Genomic DNA, 16,299 nt, shown 5'->3' with positions numbered 1-16,299 from the left:
AGGCGACGCATCGCGCCGCTGAGACTCGTGCATCCCATAGATCGGTCAGCGTCGACCACAAGGAGATGTGTCATGGTTGCTCCGGCTGTTGTGCGGGGTATCGATCAGGCCCCGACGTCCCATCCGAAACTGCTCGCCTGGGTCCGTGAGGTCGCGGAACTGACCACGCCCGACCGTGTCGTGTGGGTGGACGGTTCCGACGAGGAGTGGCGCCGCCTCACCGACGAGCTGGTCGAAGCTGGGACCCTGATCCGGTTGAATCCGGAGAAGAAGCCCAACTCGTTCTACGCGCGTACCGACCCGACGGATGTCGCCCGGGTCGAGGAGCGCACCTTCATCTGCTCCGTCGACGAGGCGGACGCCGGCCCCACCAACAACTGGATGGCGCCGGCCGAGATGAAGCGGACGATGACCGATTTGTACCGCGGCTCGATGCGCGGTCGCACCATGTACGTCATCCCGTTCGTCATGGGGCCGGTCGAGTCCGAGAGCCCGATGTTCGGCGTCGAGATCACCGACAGCCCGTACGTGGTGGCGTCGATGCGCATCATGACGCGGATGGGTGCGTCGGTCCTCGACGCCCTGGGAAACGATGCCGACTTCGTGCACGCACTGCACTCGATCGGCGCCCCGCTCGCCCCCGGTCAGCAGGACGTGGCCTGGCCGTGCAACGAGACGAAGTACATCTCGCACTTCCCGGAGTCCCGTGAGATCTGGTCGTACGGGTCCGGTTACGGCGGCAACTCGCTGCTCGGCAAGAAGTGCTACTCACTACGGATCGCCAGTGTGATGGGGCGGGACGAGGGCTGGCTCGCCGAGCACATGCTGATCCTCAAGATCACCTCGCCGGAGGGCAAGGTCCACCACATCGCCGGTGCGTTCCCGTCGGCCTGCGGCAAGACCAACCTCGCCATGGTGGAACCGACCATCCCGGGCTGGAAGGTCGAGACCATCGGCGACGACATCGCCTGGATGCGGTTCGGCGCCGACGGCCGGCTGTACGCGGTCAACCCGGAGTACGGCCTCTTCGGCGTGGCGCCGGGCACCGACTGGAAGACCAACGCCAACGCGATGCGCACGCTGGACCGGGGCAACTCCGTCTTCACCAACGTCGGCCTCACCGACGACGGGGACATCTGGTGGGAGGGCATGGGCGAGCCCCCGGCGCACCTGATCGACTGGAAGGGCAACGACTGGACGCCGGAGAGCGACAGCCTCTCCTCCCACGCGAACAGCCGGTTCTGCACCCCGATCACCCAGTGCCCGATCCTCGCCGACGAGTACTTCGACCCGAACGGCGTACCGATCGACGCGATCCTCTTCGGCGGCCGCCGCAAGGACACCATCCCGTTGGTGACCGAGGCCCGCGACTGGGTGCACGGCGTCTACATGGGTGCCACCCTCTCCTCCGAGACGACCGCCGCCGCGTCCGGCGCGGTCGGCGTGGTCCGCCGCGATCCGATGGCCATGCTGCCGTTCATCGGCTACCACGCCGGTGACTACTTCCGGCACTGGATCGAGATGGGCAAGGGCACCGACGGCGACGAGGCCAAGCTGCCCAAGATCTACTACGTCAACTGGTTCCGCAAGGACCCGGAGGGCTCCTTCCTCTGGCCGGGCTTCGGCGAGAACTCCCGGGTGCTCAAGTGGATCGTCGAGCGGCTCGAGGGCCGGGCCGACGCGGTGGAGACCCCGGTCGGCATGGTGCCCGCGCCCGACGCGCTGGACGTCGAGGGCCTCGACATGACCCCGGAGGACGTCCGGATCGCGCTGAAGGTCGACCCGGACGAGTGGCGCAACGAGCTGCCGCTGGTCACCGAGTGGTTCGAGAAGTTCGGCGACAAGCTGCCGGGCGTGCTCTGGGCCGAGCTGGACGCGCTGCGCGCCCGCCTGGACGCCGTACAGCCGCAACGGTAGGTGTGAGCGACGCCCTTCGCGGGCACCATCGGATCCCATGAGGACGGCCGCCGAGACCGAGGTCCGGCGGCCGTCCGCCGTCCGGATGCTCACCATCCTGCTCACGACGACCGCGGCGGCCACCGTCGTGGTCGAGCTGCTCAACTGGTGGTACGCCCCGGAGCAGGGCTTCGGGCTGGCCGTGCGTACCGGTTGGGCGATGCTGCGTTCGTTCGGTTTCCTGCTGCTGATCGGGCACGTCCGCCGAGGCCGGACGGTGGCCCGCCCGTTCGGGCTGATCCTCGCGGTCACCACGATCTTCGCCGTCGGCCGGCTGATCGTGCCCCGACAGGGGGTCCCGCCGCTTCCCGGGCTGCTCGGCTTCGCCGCGCTCACCGCGCTCTGCGCGGCGGTGGTGTGGCTGCTCTACCGCTCCCCGGCGCTGGCCGGTCACCTGGTCCGGCACCGGCCCCGGCTCGTTCTCGACCGGGCCGGCATCTCCTGGCGGGAGATCCCACCGCGCCGCCCGCAGGCCAGTGCCTGGCTGTTGACCAGCCGGGTTGCTGCGTTCACCTACAGCCCGCTGATGCTGGTGCCGGCGCTGGTGGCGGGGGGATCCATCCTGGATGGGCGGTTGACCGCCGTGCCGGCCGTGCTGTTCTGGTTCGGCGCCGGCATCGCGGCCAGCTACGCGGTCCTCTTCTGCACCGCGTTCCTGATGCGCGGCAGGGACTGGGCGCGTGGCCTGCTCGTCGTCGTCACGGCGGCCGTACTCGCGGTGGACCTGCCGCTGTGCTGGTGGCTGCTGGGTGTGGACGGCCTGGTCCGCGACGGCGCCCCGTTGCTCGCCGCCGCAGCCCTCACGCTGTACGCCCTGCGCCGCGCAGCCCGCACCGAGGATGCCCAGCCCACCTGACCCCGCGGGTACGCGATCCCCGACGCAGCTCGTCATCCGGCTGCGGCCACCCGCCCGGCGCAGCACGACGAGTGGAACACCATTGCTGTGTCGGGGTGGTTCGGACGCACCTGTCGTTCCACCCGTCGTCGCGCCATCGCGGCGTCGGTGGGGTATCGGTGTTGGTGAGCGTCGGCGGGGCAGGATGGCGGGTGACGCCGATCACCGGTCGGCGTCGGTGGCGTGGGTGGACTGCCGTACGAGGCGGGGCCGTCGCGCCGGACGCAGGGTTGTCCGGGGCGGACGGAACGGCCTGCGCCGCGCCGGCCGGAGGGAGGCACGCAGTGAGCGACGAGTTCGATGTGGTGGTGGTGGGGGCGGGGCCGGCTGGTGCGGCCGCCGCGCTGACGGCCCGCCGGGCCGGAGCCAGCGTGCTACTGCTGGACCGGGCCGACTTTCCCCGGGACAAGGCGTGTGGCGACGGGATCGCCGCGCACTCGGTGGACGTACTCACCGAGCTGGGGGTGACCGAAGCGGTCGCGGGCTACGCCCCACTGCCCGCGCTGCGCATGATCGCCCCCGGCGGTGGCGCGGTGGCCCGCGCGCTGCCCCGCCCGGCGTACACCGTGCCCCGGCAGGTCTTCGACGCGCGGCTGGTGGCGGCGGCGGTGGCTGCCGGGGCGCAGCTGCGCCGGCACAGCGTCCGGCGGGTCGAGCCGCGCGCCGACCGGGTGGTGCTCGACGGTGAGGTGTCCGGCCGGGTCGTGGTGGGCGCGGACGGCGCCAGCTCGGTGGTGCGCCGAGCCCTCGGCCACCCCGTGAACCCCGACCGGCACCTGGCGCTGGCCATCCGGGGATACGCGCCGGCTCTGCCGGGCCCGTCCGAGCAGCTCATCGTCACCTCGCACGCACGCTGGCCGGCGTACGCCTGGTCGTTCCCGATCGGTGACGGGCGGGCGAACATCGGGTACGGAGAGGTGCTGCGTGGCGAGCCGTTGAGCCGGGACTACCTGCTGGACCGGCTGTCCGCGCTGCTCCCCGGTACGGACCTGGCGACGGTGACCGCGCTACGCGCCCACCACCTGCCGCTGTCCACCCACCGGCCCGCGCCGGCGCGGGGTCGGATCCTGCTCGCCGGGGACGCGCTGTCGCTGATCAACCCGTTCACCGGGGAGGGCATCTTCTACGCGTTGCTCTCCGGTGCGCTGGCCGGGGCTGCGGCGGCCCGAGCGCCGGAGAATGCCGGCCGCCGGTACGCCGACGGGTTGCGCGGCCGGCTCGGCACGCATCTGCGGCACAGTTCGGTGGCGGCCTGGTTGGCGCGGCGTCGGCGGGTGGTCGACGCGGCGGTCCGGGCGGCCCGTCGGGATGACCGGGTATTCGACGACGTGGTCGAGTTGGGGCTCGGCGACGGACGGCTCACCGCCCGTACGCTCGCCATGATCGGTATCGGGTTGCCCGGCGGGGATGGGGCTCCGAGGCGGTGATCGGTCCGGGAGGTCGCTACGCTGCTAGGTGATGACGCTGCGGAACCTTATCTACTCCGTGTACGAGCGCCGGCTCACGGCGAAGCTCGCGGGCAAGCCGGTGCCCCGGCACGTCGGGGTCATGTGCGACGGCAACCGCCGCTGGGCGAGGGAGATGGGCTTCGTCGACCCCAACGACGGGCACCGGGTCGGCGCGGCAAAGATCAAGCACGTCCTCGGCTGGTGTGACCAGGCCGGTGTCGGGCACGTCACGCTCTACCTGCTGGCCACGGACAACCTGCGCCGGCCGGCCAGCGAGCTGGACCCACTGCTGAAGATCATCGAGGATCTGGTGGTGGAGCTGGCCGAGGAGGGCAACCCCTGGCGGTTGCGCATCGTCGGTGCGCTCGATCTGCTGCCCGCCCAGACGGCGGCGGCGCTCAAGGGCGCCGAGGAGCGCACCCGGGAGCGCAGCGGCGGCGCGGAGGTCAACATCGCGGTGGGCTACGGCGGCCGGCGGGAGATCACCGACGCGGTCCGCTCGCTGCTGCTGGAGCACGCCGCAACCGGCGGCACCCTCGAGGAGTTGGCCGAGGTGCTGGACGTCGAGCACATCGCCGAGCACCTCTACACCCGCGGCCAGCCCGACCCCGACCTGGTGATCCGCACCAGCGGCGAGCAGCGCCTGTCTGGCTTCATGCTCTGGCAGTCCGCCCACTCGGAGTTCTACTTCTGCGAGCTCAACTGGCCGGACTTCCGGCATATCGACTTCCTGCGGGCACTTCGCTCGTACGCCACCCGGCAACGCCGCTACGGGGCCTGAGCGGGCGGCCGTTCGACGGCCGGGCTCAGGGCAGGTGGGTCAGCGCGCGGGTGAGGAAGTCACCCAGAGCAGCCGGCGACTCGATGGTCAGATCCGCGGCGTCGGCCACCTCGTGGCCGGTCTCCGGGTTGGCCACCGCGACACAGACGCCGAGAAAGTCCGGGTCGGTGGCAGCTCGGGCGCGCAACGCCGCGAACGCCTTGATGTCGGAGACGTCGTCGCCGAAATACCACGCGCCGGTGGCGTTCTGGATCACCTCGCCGATGACCATGCCCTTGTCCCGGTCGACGGGTGGCTTGAGCTCCAGCACCATCCGCCCGGCCTGCACCCGTAGGCCCAGCCGGTCGGCCTGCGCCTGCCCCCACTGCTGCACGGTGGGCCCGAGCTGCGGCGCGGTACGCCAGTGCAGCGCGACGGAGAGCCGCTTGTACTCGACCAGCGTGCCCGGCGGCAGCTCCGTCCGGGCCAGGTCGGCCAGCTCCGCCATGGTCGGCACCCAGGGCAGCGCGGCCGGTTCGGTGACGGTCTCGCCACCGGAGTGGCTGTGCTCCAGCCCGTAGAGGCCGTAGAGATCCACGCCGACGAGCCCGCCGAGTCGGTCCCGGAGGAACTCCACCGGCCGGGCGGAGACGATTGCGACCCGCTGCACCACCGGGGCCAGCGCCTCGATCGCGGCGAGCGCGTTGGGAGCGGGGCGTACGGCGGTCGGATCATCATCGACGGGCGCGAGCGTGCCGTCGAAGTCGAAGAAAAGAACGGTCCCCGCGGCCCGGCCGGCGGTGGTCCGCCAGGCCTGGTCGGCGTTCAACGGGGTCCTCGGCTGCTGATTGCCCAGATTCAACGGCGGCACGCGCGTCAGCGTACCCCGACGATCGTGGCTCATTCCTGGCCGAGCGGATGCGCCCAGCGGCGCCTGTTCACCGTTCGGCGGCCCCCCGTCCACGGCGGCCGAACGGCACCACCGCCGCCTCCTGTCCGTGGCTCAGCAGATATCCCTCCACGAACCCGGTGTTGCGATCACCGGTGTGGTGCTCGATCTCGTTGAGCCGGGCGACCAGGAACTCGGTGAGTGCGCTGATCCGGTCGTTGAGCCGCTCGTGCAGCTCGGCGACGACGGCCAGGACGACCGAGGTGCCGGCGGTGATGAGCACGAAGAGATTGACGAACAGCGGAAGCTGACCGCCATCGACCGCGAGGGTCACCACGTTGCCGGTCGCCCACAGTGTCATCGACACGGTGGCGACCACGACTGCCAACCACTTCAGGGTCATGGACAGACCCCTCCTTCTGTCCCGCAGGGCTGGGTTCGGCCTTGTCCCGTCCCCCCGCCGATGACGAGCCCAAGCAGTACGAATAGGGACGCTAGCGTGCCCGTTCCGGCCCCGGAGGCAAACGAATGAACCCGACCAGGCGTTCTTTCGCCATCTGAGGAACTACCCTGCTTGATTCCCTCTTTTTCGGACATCGACCGGCAACGTTGGGCGGTATGCGAGGTAACGAATGGTTTCGCGGATGTGGAACTTCTCCGCGTCTGACACGTTCGGGTCGACCAGGCGGCGCAGCAGCGCCTCGACGTCCGGGTCCATCGGCGGTGCCGGTTGGCCGGCGCGGGGGCCGGCGGCGGTTCGGTCCCAACCGAGCGCGGTGAAGGCCGCGGCCGGGTTCAGCCCCAGGCCCTCGCAGAAGGCGACGACACGTTCGGCCTCCGGGTCACTGGCCCAGTCGCCCCGGACCCACCGGTTGATGGTCTGCCGGGAGACCCCGGTGCGTCGGGACACCTCGGTGCCGCTCCAGGCGCGGGTCGCCCGTGCCTCGTCGAGCGCACGCCGGACGAAGGTGGCGAAGGCGATCTTCCGCGCATTGGCCGTCTCGGTCACCCCGTGACGGTACGGCCACCCGGGCGTGGGCGCGCGCCCCGGCACGCTACTGTCACGTGAACGTGACGGTCTCCTCGGGTTTTCGGTAAACGATTCAGTGCCGCTCTTGAGGGGTGTCACCCGGGCAGAATAGATGCCCGTAGTGGCGACGGTAAACGGCCGGAAAGCTGATACTGTCACGCTCATGGGACAATCTACGGTGTGTCTCGTGTCTGAGACGACTGGTGCTCACATGCGTTCTGCCTCCGATGCCGGGGAGGTGTGGTGACCGAGCTCGCCACCCGTGCCCAGGCCTTCGGGCTGATCGCCGAGGGAGTGGCCGCGGGGCTGAGTGCCCCGTGGCGCCTCTACCTCGCCCGAGGTTGCCGCTACCTGTCGCTGAGCGTGGGCGACCGCACCGAGTGGAACGCCTGGCGTACCCATCTCGGGTGCCCGGAGCTGAGCGTCCGGGTCTACGACGCCGGCGGCGAGATCCGCCGGTCCTCCGTGGCCGAGGTCGTCCTCGACGGCTGTCGGGTCAGCGTCGAACTGGTCGAGGAGGTCAGCACGGACGACCTGGACCGGCTGCTCGTGGCCGATCCCACCACGGTCGAGCCCACCACGGTCGAGCCGGAGGAGCGATGACCCGCCGTCCGGGGCCGGCCGGAGCCGCCCGATGAGCCCGTTCCTCGCGGTCTTCCTCGTCCTGGTCCTCGGTGCGACCAGCTATGCGGCCGGTCGTCTGCACGGGCAGCTCAGCTATCGCATCGGCTACCGCTTCGGCTATCGGCAGGGCTACTTCGACGGCGACCGGGGTGCCTGGAACCGGCGCCGCCGTGACGCGCAGGCGGCGATCGCCTCCGCTCTGTCGGTCTCTCCGGCCGGCGTCGTCCGCTCCGCCGGTACCGTCGCGCGCCCCGGCTCCGGTGCCAGCGCTGTCGTCGGCCCCGGCACCACCTACACCGGCTCGTCGTTCACCGCGCCGGCCGCCCCGATCACCGGGCGGCACCCGACCGGCACGCTGGTCCGACGAGTCGGCTGAGGTCGGTCGGCGGGCCGCCCGGCGCGGTCCCGCCGGCCGGCCCCACGAACGCGGTGCGTCGTCCGCGGCGGACACGCACCGTCGGGGCCACGTCAGACCGGTGACGGTGGCCCCGCCGGCCGGGGTGCGCGCAGGGGGCATGCATCCCGGCCGGCTTCGCCGCGCCCGACTTCCGGCCCGGCCGCGTGTTCAGATGCCGGTCTCCGGAGATCCACGATCGCCCACTAGCCGCGACGGGCCGCCGCCGCTAGCGTCTAGGCATGGCACGGGGTTCTCCCGAGCCAACCGGCCCGCCCGGGCCTGCGACCTCGCGCACGGGGCCCGCATCCGACCCCGTGTCTCCCGGGCACCGGACGAGGCGGAACACGGGTGGCCGGGTGCCCATCCGTCGGAGCAGGCCTGTGACGACTCGCCGTACCACCGCCGGTGCCGACCAGACCCCGGCCGCGACTGCCACGACCCGCCGTGCCACCCGGAGCCGCCGTACGGCGGCCGCCGCGCCGGCTGACCCGAAGGAGCCGCGACCATCGGGCCAGGCGTTCGTCCTGGACACCTCGGTGCTGCTCTCCGATCCGGCGGCGTTCCACCGGTTCGCCGAGCACGAGGTGGTGCTGCCCCTGGTGGTGATCACCGAGCTGGAGGGCAAGCGTCACCACCCGGAGCTGGGCTGGTTTGCGCGGCAGTCGCTGCGGATGCTCGACGAGCTGCGCATCCAGCACGGCCGGCTGGACCGGCCGGTGCCCGCCAACGACGTCGGCGGCACGCTGCGGGTGGAGCTCAACCACACCGATGACGGGGTCCTGCCGCCCGGCTTCCGCTCCGAGAGCAACGACGCCCGGATCCTCTCCGTGGCCCTCAACCTCGCGGCCGAGGGACGGGAGGTCACCCTGGTCAGCAAGGACATGCCACTGCGCGTCAAGGCCGCCTCGGTGGGTCTGCGGGCCGACGAGTACCGGCACGGTCAGGCCAGCGACCCGACCTGGACCGGCATGGCCGAGCTGGAGCTGGGCGAGGAGCAGATCGCTCGGCTGTACGCGGGTGAGGCGCTCGACGTCGACGAGGCGTCCGGGCTGACCTGCCACACCGGTCTGGTGCTGCACTCGGGGCGCGGCTCCGCACTCGGCCGGGTGCTGCCGGACAAGTCGGTCCGGTTGGTCCGGGGTGACCGGGAGGCGTTCGGGCTGCACGGTCGCTCGGCCGAGCAGCGGGTCGCACTCGACCTGCTGCTCGACGAGACGATCGGAATCGTCTCGCTGGGCGGTCGGGCCGGCACCGGTAAGTCGGCGTTGGCGCTCTGTGCCGGGCTGGAGGCGGTGATGGAGCGCCGCCGGCACAAGAAGGTGATCGTGTTCCGCCCGTTGTACGCCGTCGGCGGCCAGGAGTTGGGCTACCTGCCGGGGTCCGAGTCGGAGAAGATGTCGCCGTGGGCCCAGGCGGTCTTCGACACCCTCGGCGCGGTGGTGCACGAGAACGTGCTGGAGGAGGTCACCTCGCGGGGCATCCTCGAGGTGCTGCCACTGACCCACATCCGTGGGCGCAGCCTGCACGACGCCTTCGTGATCGTGGACGAGGCCCAGTCACTCGAGCGCGGGGTCCTGCTGACCGTGCTGTCCCGGATCGGGCAGGGCTCCCGGGTGGTGCTCACCCACGACGTGGCCCAACGGGACAATCTGCGGGTGGGTCGGCACGACGGTGTGACCGCCGTCATCGAGGCGCTCAAGGGCCATCCACTGTTCGCCCATGTCACGCTCAGCCGTTCGGAGCGGTCGCCGATCGCGGCGATGGTGACGGATCTTTTGGAGGACATCCCTCTCTGAGGGTGTTTATGTAGGCCTTTATCCACATTCACTTTGTGGCACAGATCACAAACACGTCGGTTGGTTTCCCATCAGCCTCACTGTGCGCGATGGTGTCCCACGAGCGTCCACGCATGTCAGGCATCGTTACTGATCGTTCGTCCCGGAATGGGCGGACATTGGCGAAGGTCGGTGCGTCGGCGCGACCGGTCACCGGTCGGGGCGCTCGCGGTACGTCCGACGGCCCTTCGGTGGCCTGACGTCGCACCGCGTCCTTGCCCCCGACGAAGGGACCACTTCGTGAGTCGGCTGTGGAGCCGGTTGGGCGCCCGTACGGCTGCTGTCGCGTTGCTCTCCGTGGGCGTTGCCGGTGGCTTCTACCTGGGCGAAGACCGGGAAACCCAGCAACAGGGCCTGACCGCCCAGGTCGGCGTCGAGGTCGACCGCGCGGACTTCGCCTACCAGCGCGAACGGCAGTCCGCCCACCAGGTCAAGTTTGCCCAGCAGCGTGCCGCCGAGTACCAGGCCAAGCTACGGGCGGCTCAGGCCGCCAAGGAGGCCGCCGAGCGGGCCCGCAGGGCCGAGGCAGCCGCGGCGTCCCGCAAGCGCGAGCGGGCAGCCCAGGATGCCGCCCCCAAGCCGTACGACGGGCCGATCCCGGCGTCCTGCGCGGAGTACAGCGGCAACCGCAAGACCGGCTGCGCCATGATGATCTCGGCGGGTTTCGGCATCGCCGAGTTCCCGTGTCTGGAGAAGCTCTGGACCAAGGAGAGCGGCTGGAACCACAAGGCCAGCAACTCCGGATCCGGCGCCTTCGGCATCCCGCAGGCCCTGCCGGGCAGCAAGATGGGTACGGTCGCAGCCGACTGGCGGACGAACCCGGCCACCCAGATCACGTGGGGTCTGCGCTACATCAAGGGCAGGTACGACACGCCCTGCGGGGCCTGGGGCTACTTCCAGAGCAACGGTCACTACTGATCACGTCGACGGCGGGGCGGGTGGGCGACCACCCGCTCCGCCGTTTCGCGTACCGGGCATCTTGGGACGGGACGCGAGTGGCGGTCTGCCCCTTTTGCTGATAGCAGTTGGGGGGTGACCCTGCACCCCGATAGCGGCGACCCCCACCGGTTCGGCACCGAGGCGTTCTACGCCGCGCTCGGCCGGGCCTTCGTCGCGATGTGCGCGGTGGTTCCGTTCCTCTTTCTCATCGAGGCCGTCGACCAGGGGCTCGCGTTCGGTCTGGACGCCACCGCCGGCATCATTCCGCACCGCATCGACGGGCTGGACGGGGTCTTCTTCTCCCCGTTCCTGCACCACGGCTTCGACCACCTCTACAGCAACAGCATCCCGCTGATCCTGCTGGGCACGTTCGTCCTGGCGGCCGGCGCACGCCGGTTCCTGTGGTCGACCCTGATCATCATCCTGGTCAGCGGGCTCGGCGTCTGGTTCACCGGCTCGCCGAACTCCGTCGTGGTCGGCGCCAGCGGCGTGATCTTCGGCTACCTGGGCATCCTGCTCACCCGGGGCATCGTCGAGCGCAGCTGGTGGAACTTCGCCGTCTTCCTGCTGGTCGGTCTGCTCTACGGCTGGCAGCTGGTCGGCATCCTTCCCACCGACGAGCGGATCTCCTGGCAGGGGCACCTGTTCGGGTTGCTGGGCGGGGTGGTGGCCGCGATCCTGTTCCGCCGTCGGCGGCCGGTCGTCGGGGGTTCCGACTACTCCGGTTCCACGCTCAGCCTGCCCTGAATCGTTTTCCGGCGCGCCTCTGGGACGTGCTTGCCGGGCCGCTGTCACCCGCCTACGGTCGAGATCAGCAAGCGTTGATCCGTGAGCGGAAAGCGACGGTACGCCATGCGCGAGGTCGACATCGCCGTGATCGGGGCCGGGCCGGCCGGCCTCTTCGCCGCGTACTACGCGGGGTTCCGAGGGCTTTCGGTGGCGGTGATCGACGCGCTGCCGGAGCCCGGCGGACAGGTCACCGCGATGTATCCCGAGAAGCTGATCCTGGACGTGGCCGGATTCCCCGCCGTGAAGGGGCGCGACCTGGTGGCGAACCTGGTCGCCCAGGCCGCCCCGTTCGGGCCGCAGTACCTGCTCGGCGCCCGGGCCGAGAAACTCTCGTACGCCGACGAGCGGCCGGTCCTCGGCCTGGCCGGTGGTGATCAGCTCACCTGTGGCGCGGTCGTGGTCACCGGAGGGCTCGGCAGCTTCAGCCCCCGGCCGCTGCCCTGCGCCGACGGCGCGCCCGGCTCGGGGATCGTCTACTTCGTCACCGAGCCGACCGAGCTGGCCGACCGGGACGTGCTGATCGTCGGTGGCGGTGACTCCGCCTTCGACTGGGCGTCGACCCTGCAACCGCTCGCCCGCTCGGTGACCCTCGTGCACCGGCGGGAGAAGTTCCGGGCGCACGCCTCGACGGTCGCCCGGGTGCTGTCGCTGCCGGTGCGGGTGGTGGTCAACGCCGAGGTCACCCGGTTGATCGGGGACGGCGCCGTGACCGCCGCCGAGGTGACCGTGCGCGGTGGCACGGTCGAGACGCTGCCGGTGGACACCGTGGTGGCCGCGTTGGGCTTCACCGCCGACCTGGGCCCGCTCGCCGAGTGGGGGCTGCGACTGGACCGGCGGCACATCCTCGTGGACAGCGCCATGGCGACGAACCTGCCCCGGGTCTTCGCGGCCGGTGACATCACCGAGTACTCGGGCAAGGTCCGGTTGATCGCCACCGGCTTCGGCGAGGCCGCGACGGCCGTCAACAACGCGGCGGTGGCCATCGACCCGAGGGCCCACCTGTTTCCCGGGCACTCATCCGACGCCGGCTGAGAACGGGCGATGCCGGATGAGGGCCGCTTCGTGTCCGCGCCGAGACTGGGTTCCGTAAATCTGAGGGGGTGATCGGTCTCCCGGCATCTCGTGACGGTGCGCCCTCGGCCCTGGCCTGGCTGTGTCACCCGGTCACGCTGCTCTCCCTGGTCCTTCTGCTGGTCAACGACCACCTACTGAAGCCGGCCTTTCCCGGCCTACTGACCGGGAAGCTGAGCGACGTCGCGGGTCTGCTGCTCGCACCGCCGCTGGTCGCGGTGTTGCTGACCCTCCTCGTACCGCGGCTCCCGGCCCCGGCCGCCGCGCCGGCCGGGCTGGTCCTGGTGGGTGTCGGGTTCGCGGTCGTCAAATCGAGCGGGTACGCCGCAGAGGTCGCCTCGTCGGCCTGGAGCGCTCTCGCCGGGCCGTCGCTGGTCCGCGTCGACGGGACCGACCTGCTCACCCTGCCGGCGCTCGCCCTGACCTGGTGGACCTGGACCCGGGCCCGGCAACGACCGGTGCGCCACCGGATGGCCCGGCTGGTCCGGGTGCTCGTGGTGCTGCCGCCGGCACTCGTGGCGGTGGCCGCCACCAGCGCTGTCTACTACCCCTATGCGGTGGGAACGGCCCTGCTCGACGGCCAACCGGCGGTCTCGGTCGGTCAGGGCTACGGCAGGTCGAACTGGCCGGCCGGACCGGCGGACGGTCGGTGGGCGGTCAGCGAGGACGGCGCGACCACCTGGCGGCGCGCGACCGAGGCCGAGCAGGCGCGGCTGTCGGACCCGCGCCTCGCACAGGAGCGGGCATGCGTACCGGCGCAACCGCAGCGGTGCTACCGGGTGAGCGCCGGTCATCTGCGGGTGGACCAGAGCGACGACGCCGGTGCGAGCTGGCGGGTGGCCTGGGAGTTGTCAGACGCGCGGCGCGAGGAGTTGGCGCGCCGGTCTCCGAACCCGGGCGACATCCGCCGGCATTTCTCCTCCCGCGACCTGATCGTGTATCCAGCCGCCGGCGGCGGTCACGAGGTGCTGGTGGCGAACGGGCGCGACGGCTTCCTGCGCCGCCTGCCGGACGGCGCGTGGCGGCGCGAGGGCTTCCCCGTCCGGCGCTCCGATGCGGTCTCCGAGTGGGAGGATCCGTCCTCGCTGGACGCCGGCGGCGCTGCCGACCATCAACCGGACCTGCTGCTCGCCGTGATGCTCGCGCTGACCCTGGGATTCCTGGTCGCCGTGGTCGCTGCGCAGGTCGCCATCGTTCGCAGTGGCAACTCGCGCTGGGAGGGCATCGTCGGCGGCGTGCCGACGTTGCTCGCCGGGCTCCTGCTGGCGCTGCTCTGGCGCCGCGACGACGATTTCCTCCTCCTGCCGTCGATGCTGTTCGCCGTCCTGCCGCTGGGTGGGCTGCCGCCGCTGGTGCTGCTCATCCGCGCCCGGTTGGCGGGCGCGCCGGCCGGCTGGCTCGGCTGGGTACTGGGCGACGTGCTGCTCACCGCCCTCCTGACCGGGCTGCCGCTGATCGGCTGGATGTACGGTGTGCCGCCGCAGAGCCGAGTGGCGCTGGCGTTGGCCCTGGTGGCCACCCTGCCGGGCTTGCTGCTGGCCGTCCGGGCCGGCGGGCTGGTCCGTGACCAGAGCCGGTCGATCCGCCGGTCCGACCCGCCCTACCCGCTCACGCCGGCTTGATGATCGCCGGGTGACCCGGCCGGGGGTCGACGGCGGACGGGCGGCGCCACAGCGGTGATCAGCACGGCCACCATGGTCAGCGCCGCTCCCAGCAGGGTGTTCACGCCGGGATGCGAGGCCGCTGTCGGCAGCACCAGGTCCAACAGGACGGCTCCCACGATCTGCCCGGCGATCGTGGCCAGGCCGAGCAGCAGCACCCCCGTGAAGCGCACGATCGCGGCGGCGATCGCGATGAACACGATGCCGATCGGGCCGCCCAGGTAGAGCCACGGCTCGGTGGGTGGATGGCCGGTCGGCCAGCCGCGGACGGCGATGTCGATCGCGAACGCGACCAGCAGAGCCACCGTACCCACGGTGAAGTTGACCAGAGTGGCGGTCAGCGCGCTGTCGGCCGCCGCCCGGACCCGGCCGTTGACCGCCTGCTGCCAGGCGATACCCACCCCGGCCAGCAGGGGCAGCAGGGCCAGTCCCAACGTGCCCGGGTCCCCGAGTCGATCGCCGACCGCCAGGCCGACCGCCAGCACGGTCAGCACCGCGCCGGCCAGCCGCTGCCGGGTGACCGCCTGCCGGCCGGTCGGGCCGATGCCCGCCCGATCCACCGCGAGGCTGCTGCCGGACTGGCCGGCGACCACCGCCACGGTGAAGACCGCCACGCCCAACGAACCGATGGTGAGCCCCTGCGTGGCCACCAGGAACGCCCCGCACACCCCTCCGAGGCACTGCCACGGCCGCAGAGCGCCTGCCCCGAGGGCGGCCCGCAGCGCCACCAGGCCCCGCCGCCCGCCGGGGGTGGCGGGAACCAGCACCAGCAGCACCGTCAGGCCGATGCCGAACGAGACCACCGCTGCGGCGAAGCCGTCGGCCAGGCGTACCCCGAGTTCGCCGTTGATCCGGGACTGCACCGCCACCGCGACCCCACCGACCGATGCCAGCGCGACGCCGGTGATCCGGCGGGTGGCGGCGAGGGCCTGCGGTGTCGCGGCGCCGGCGGTGGTCACTCCTGCTCGGCCAGCGGCCGACCGTCGAAGTCGACCGCCGAGTAGAGCGCCAACTTCTCCAGCCGGTGGTACGAGTCGATCACCCGGATGGTGCCGCTCTTCGACCGCATCACGATCGACTGGGTGTACGCGCCGCCGGCCCGGTAGCGGACCCCGCGCAGCAGGTCGCCGGAGGTGACCCCGGTCGCCACGAAGAAGCAGTTGTCACCCGTGACCAGGTCGTCGGTGCCCAGCACCCGATCCAGGTCGTGCCCGGCGGCGAGCGCCTTCTCCCGCTCCTCGGCGTCGCGCGGCCAGAGCTTGGCCTGCATCGCCCCGCCCATGCACTTCAGGGCGCACGCGGAGATGATGCCCTCGGGGGTGCCGCCGATGCCCATCAGCACGTCGACGTCCGACTCGCCCCGGGCGGCCGCGATGGAGCCGGCGATGTCACCGTCGGAAATGAACCGGATGCCCGCCCCGGTCCGGCGGATCTGCGTGACCAGGTCGTCGTGGCGGCTGCGGTCCAGCACACAGACCGTCACCTCCGACACGTCGGTGCCCTTGACCTTGGCTATCCGGCGCAGGTTGTCGGCCACCCCGGCGTTGATGTCCACCACGTCGGCGTACGCCGGGCCGACGGCGAGCTTCTCCATGTAGAACACCGCGCTCGGGTCGAACATCGCACCCCGCTCGGAGACCGCGAGCACCGCCACGGCGTTCGGCATGCCCTTGCTCATCAGGGTGGTGCCGTCGACCGGGTCGACGGCGACGTCCACCTCCGGGCCGGTGCCGTCACCAACCTCTTCGCCGTTGAAGAGCATCGGGGCGTTGTCCTTCTCGCCCTCGCCGATCACCACGACGCCGCGCATCTGGATCGAGTTGATCAGCTTGCGCATGGCGTCGACGGCGGCCCCGTCACCGCCCTCCTTGTCGCCCCGGCCGACCCAGCGGCCGGCGGCCATCGCCGCGGCCTCGGTGACCCGGACCAGGTCGAGGGCGAGGTTACGGTCGAGATCCTGCGGGATCCGCGTCCTGGTGTTCGTCATGACGGCTCCTCCTCGCGA

General features: G+C 71.4%; 16 protein-coding genes. 11 read left to right on the top strand and 5 right to left on the bottom strand.

Annotation, left to right across the window (positions count from 1 at the left end; translation table 11 throughout):
• Positions 1 to 72: 72 nt before the first annotated feature.
• The 4 genes from ACLJN9_RS04945 to ACLJN9_RS04930 all read left to right on the top strand — a co-directional run bounded on the left by ACLJN9_RS04945 (position 73) and on the right by ACLJN9_RS04930 (position 5,080).
• The gene (locus ACLJN9_RS04945; RefSeq protein ID WP_410809828.1) at positions 73 to 1,917 is read left to right on the top strand and encodes a phosphoenolpyruvate carboxykinase (GTP); all 1,845 of its coding nucleotides are present in this window, start codon (positions 73 to 75) and stop codon (positions 1,915 to 1,917) included.
• Between the two features lie 37 nt (positions 1,918 to 1,954).
• Positions 1,955 to 2,812 carry a hypothetical protein gene (locus ACLJN9_RS04940; RefSeq protein WP_410809826.1) on the top strand — a complete coding sequence of 286 codons (858 nt, stop codon included), beginning with the start codon at positions 1,955 to 1,957 and terminating at the stop codon, positions 2,810 to 2,812.
• A gap of 323 nt (positions 2,813 to 3,135) precedes the next feature.
• A complete protein-coding gene (locus tag ACLJN9_RS04935) occupies positions 3,136 to 4,278 on the top strand; it encodes an NAD(P)/FAD-dependent oxidoreductase (RefSeq protein ID WP_410809825.1) in 1,143 nt (380 codons plus the stop codon).
• A 31-nt stretch (positions 4,279 to 4,309) separates the two neighbouring features.
• Positions 4,310 to 5,080 (top strand): isoprenyl transferase, encoded by a 771-nt coding sequence (locus ACLJN9_RS04930; RefSeq protein WP_410809824.1) that lies wholly within the window; start codon positions 4,310 to 4,312, stop codon positions 5,078 to 5,080.
• Between the two features lie 25 nt (positions 5,081 to 5,105).
• On the opposite strand, the gene otsB is transcribed toward ACLJN9_RS04930, so the two are convergent.
• From otsB to ACLJN9_RS04915, 3 genes are all read right to left on the bottom strand, one after another.
• On the bottom strand, positions 5,106 to 5,930 hold the full coding sequence (otsB, locus tag ACLJN9_RS04925; RefSeq protein WP_410809823.1) for a trehalose-phosphatase: 825 nt from the start codon (positions 5,928 to 5,930) through the stop codon (positions 5,106 to 5,108).
• A 67-nt stretch (positions 5,931 to 5,997) separates the two neighbouring features.
• Complete coding sequence (locus ACLJN9_RS04920; RefSeq protein WP_410809822.1) at positions 5,998 to 6,351, bottom strand: hypothetical protein; 354 nt, start codon at positions 6,349 to 6,351, stop codon at positions 5,998 to 6,000.
• A gap of 162 nt (positions 6,352 to 6,513) precedes the next feature.
• The gene (locus tag ACLJN9_RS04915; RefSeq protein WP_410809820.1) at positions 6,514 to 6,957 is read right to left on the bottom strand and encodes an XRE family transcriptional regulator; all 444 of its coding nucleotides are present in this window, start codon (positions 6,955 to 6,957) and stop codon (positions 6,514 to 6,516) included.
• Positions 6,958 to 7,221: 264 nt separating this feature from the next.
• Between ACLJN9_RS04915 and ACLJN9_RS04910 the strand changes: the two genes are divergently transcribed.
• From ACLJN9_RS04910 to ACLJN9_RS04880, 7 genes are all read left to right on the top strand, one after another.
• Positions 7,222 to 7,581 (top strand): hypothetical protein, encoded by a 360-nt coding sequence (locus ACLJN9_RS04910; RefSeq protein WP_410809819.1) that lies wholly within the window; start codon positions 7,222 to 7,224, stop codon positions 7,579 to 7,581.
• 31 nt (positions 7,582 to 7,612) lie between these two features.
• Positions 7,613 to 7,978, top strand: a complete 366-nt coding sequence (locus ACLJN9_RS04905) for a hypothetical protein (RefSeq protein ID WP_410809817.1) — start codon at positions 7,613 to 7,615, stop codon at positions 7,976 to 7,978.
• Between the two features lie 401 nt (positions 7,979 to 8,379).
• Entirely contained in the window at positions 8,380 to 9,795 is a 1,416-nt protein-coding gene (locus ACLJN9_RS04900) for a PhoH family protein (protein ID WP_410809815.1), read from the top strand.
• Between the two features lie 279 nt (positions 9,796 to 10,074).
• Entirely contained in the window at positions 10,075 to 10,752 is a 678-nt protein-coding gene (locus tag ACLJN9_RS04895; protein ID WP_410809813.1) for a lytic transglycosylase domain-containing protein, read from the top strand.
• Positions 10,753 to 10,866: 114 nt separating this feature from the next.
• Complete coding sequence (locus ACLJN9_RS04890) at positions 10,867 to 11,520, top strand: rhomboid family intramembrane serine protease (protein WP_410809811.1); 654 nt, start codon at positions 10,867 to 10,869, stop codon at positions 11,518 to 11,520.
• Between the two features lie 105 nt (positions 11,521 to 11,625).
• Positions 11,626 to 12,594, top strand: a complete 969-nt coding sequence (locus tag ACLJN9_RS04885; protein WP_410810197.1) for an NAD(P)/FAD-dependent oxidoreductase — start codon at positions 11,626 to 11,628, stop codon at positions 12,592 to 12,594.
• Positions 12,595 to 12,662: 68 nt separating this feature from the next.
• Positions 12,663 to 14,255: a hypothetical protein gene (locus tag ACLJN9_RS04880; RefSeq protein WP_410809809.1), complete on the top strand. Its 1,593-nt coding sequence runs from the start codon at positions 12,663 to 12,665 to the stop codon at positions 14,253 to 14,255.
• Here ACLJN9_RS04880 and ACLJN9_RS04875 read toward each other — a convergent pair.
• On the bottom strand, positions 14,234 to 15,253 hold the full coding sequence (locus ACLJN9_RS04875; protein WP_410809808.1) for a DMT family transporter: 1,020 nt from the start codon (positions 15,251 to 15,253) through the stop codon (positions 14,234 to 14,236). The two genes, ACLJN9_RS04880 and ACLJN9_RS04875, sit on opposite strands and share 22 nt — an antisense overlap.
• Positions 15,250 to 16,281, bottom strand: a complete 1,032-nt coding sequence (glpX, locus tag ACLJN9_RS04870; protein WP_410809807.1) for a class II fructose-bisphosphatase — start codon at positions 16,279 to 16,281, stop codon at positions 15,250 to 15,252. Before glpX ends, ACLJN9_RS04875 begins: the two co-directional genes overlap by 4 nt.
• Positions 16,282 to 16,299: the final 18 nt, after the last annotated feature.

This window comes from Micromonospora sp. 067-2 (assembly GCF_046549295.1).
GTDB lineage: Bacteria > Actinomycetota > Actinomycetes > Mycobacteriales > Micromonosporaceae > Micromonospora.
This window is presented reverse-complemented; position numbering and strand designations above follow the sequence as displayed.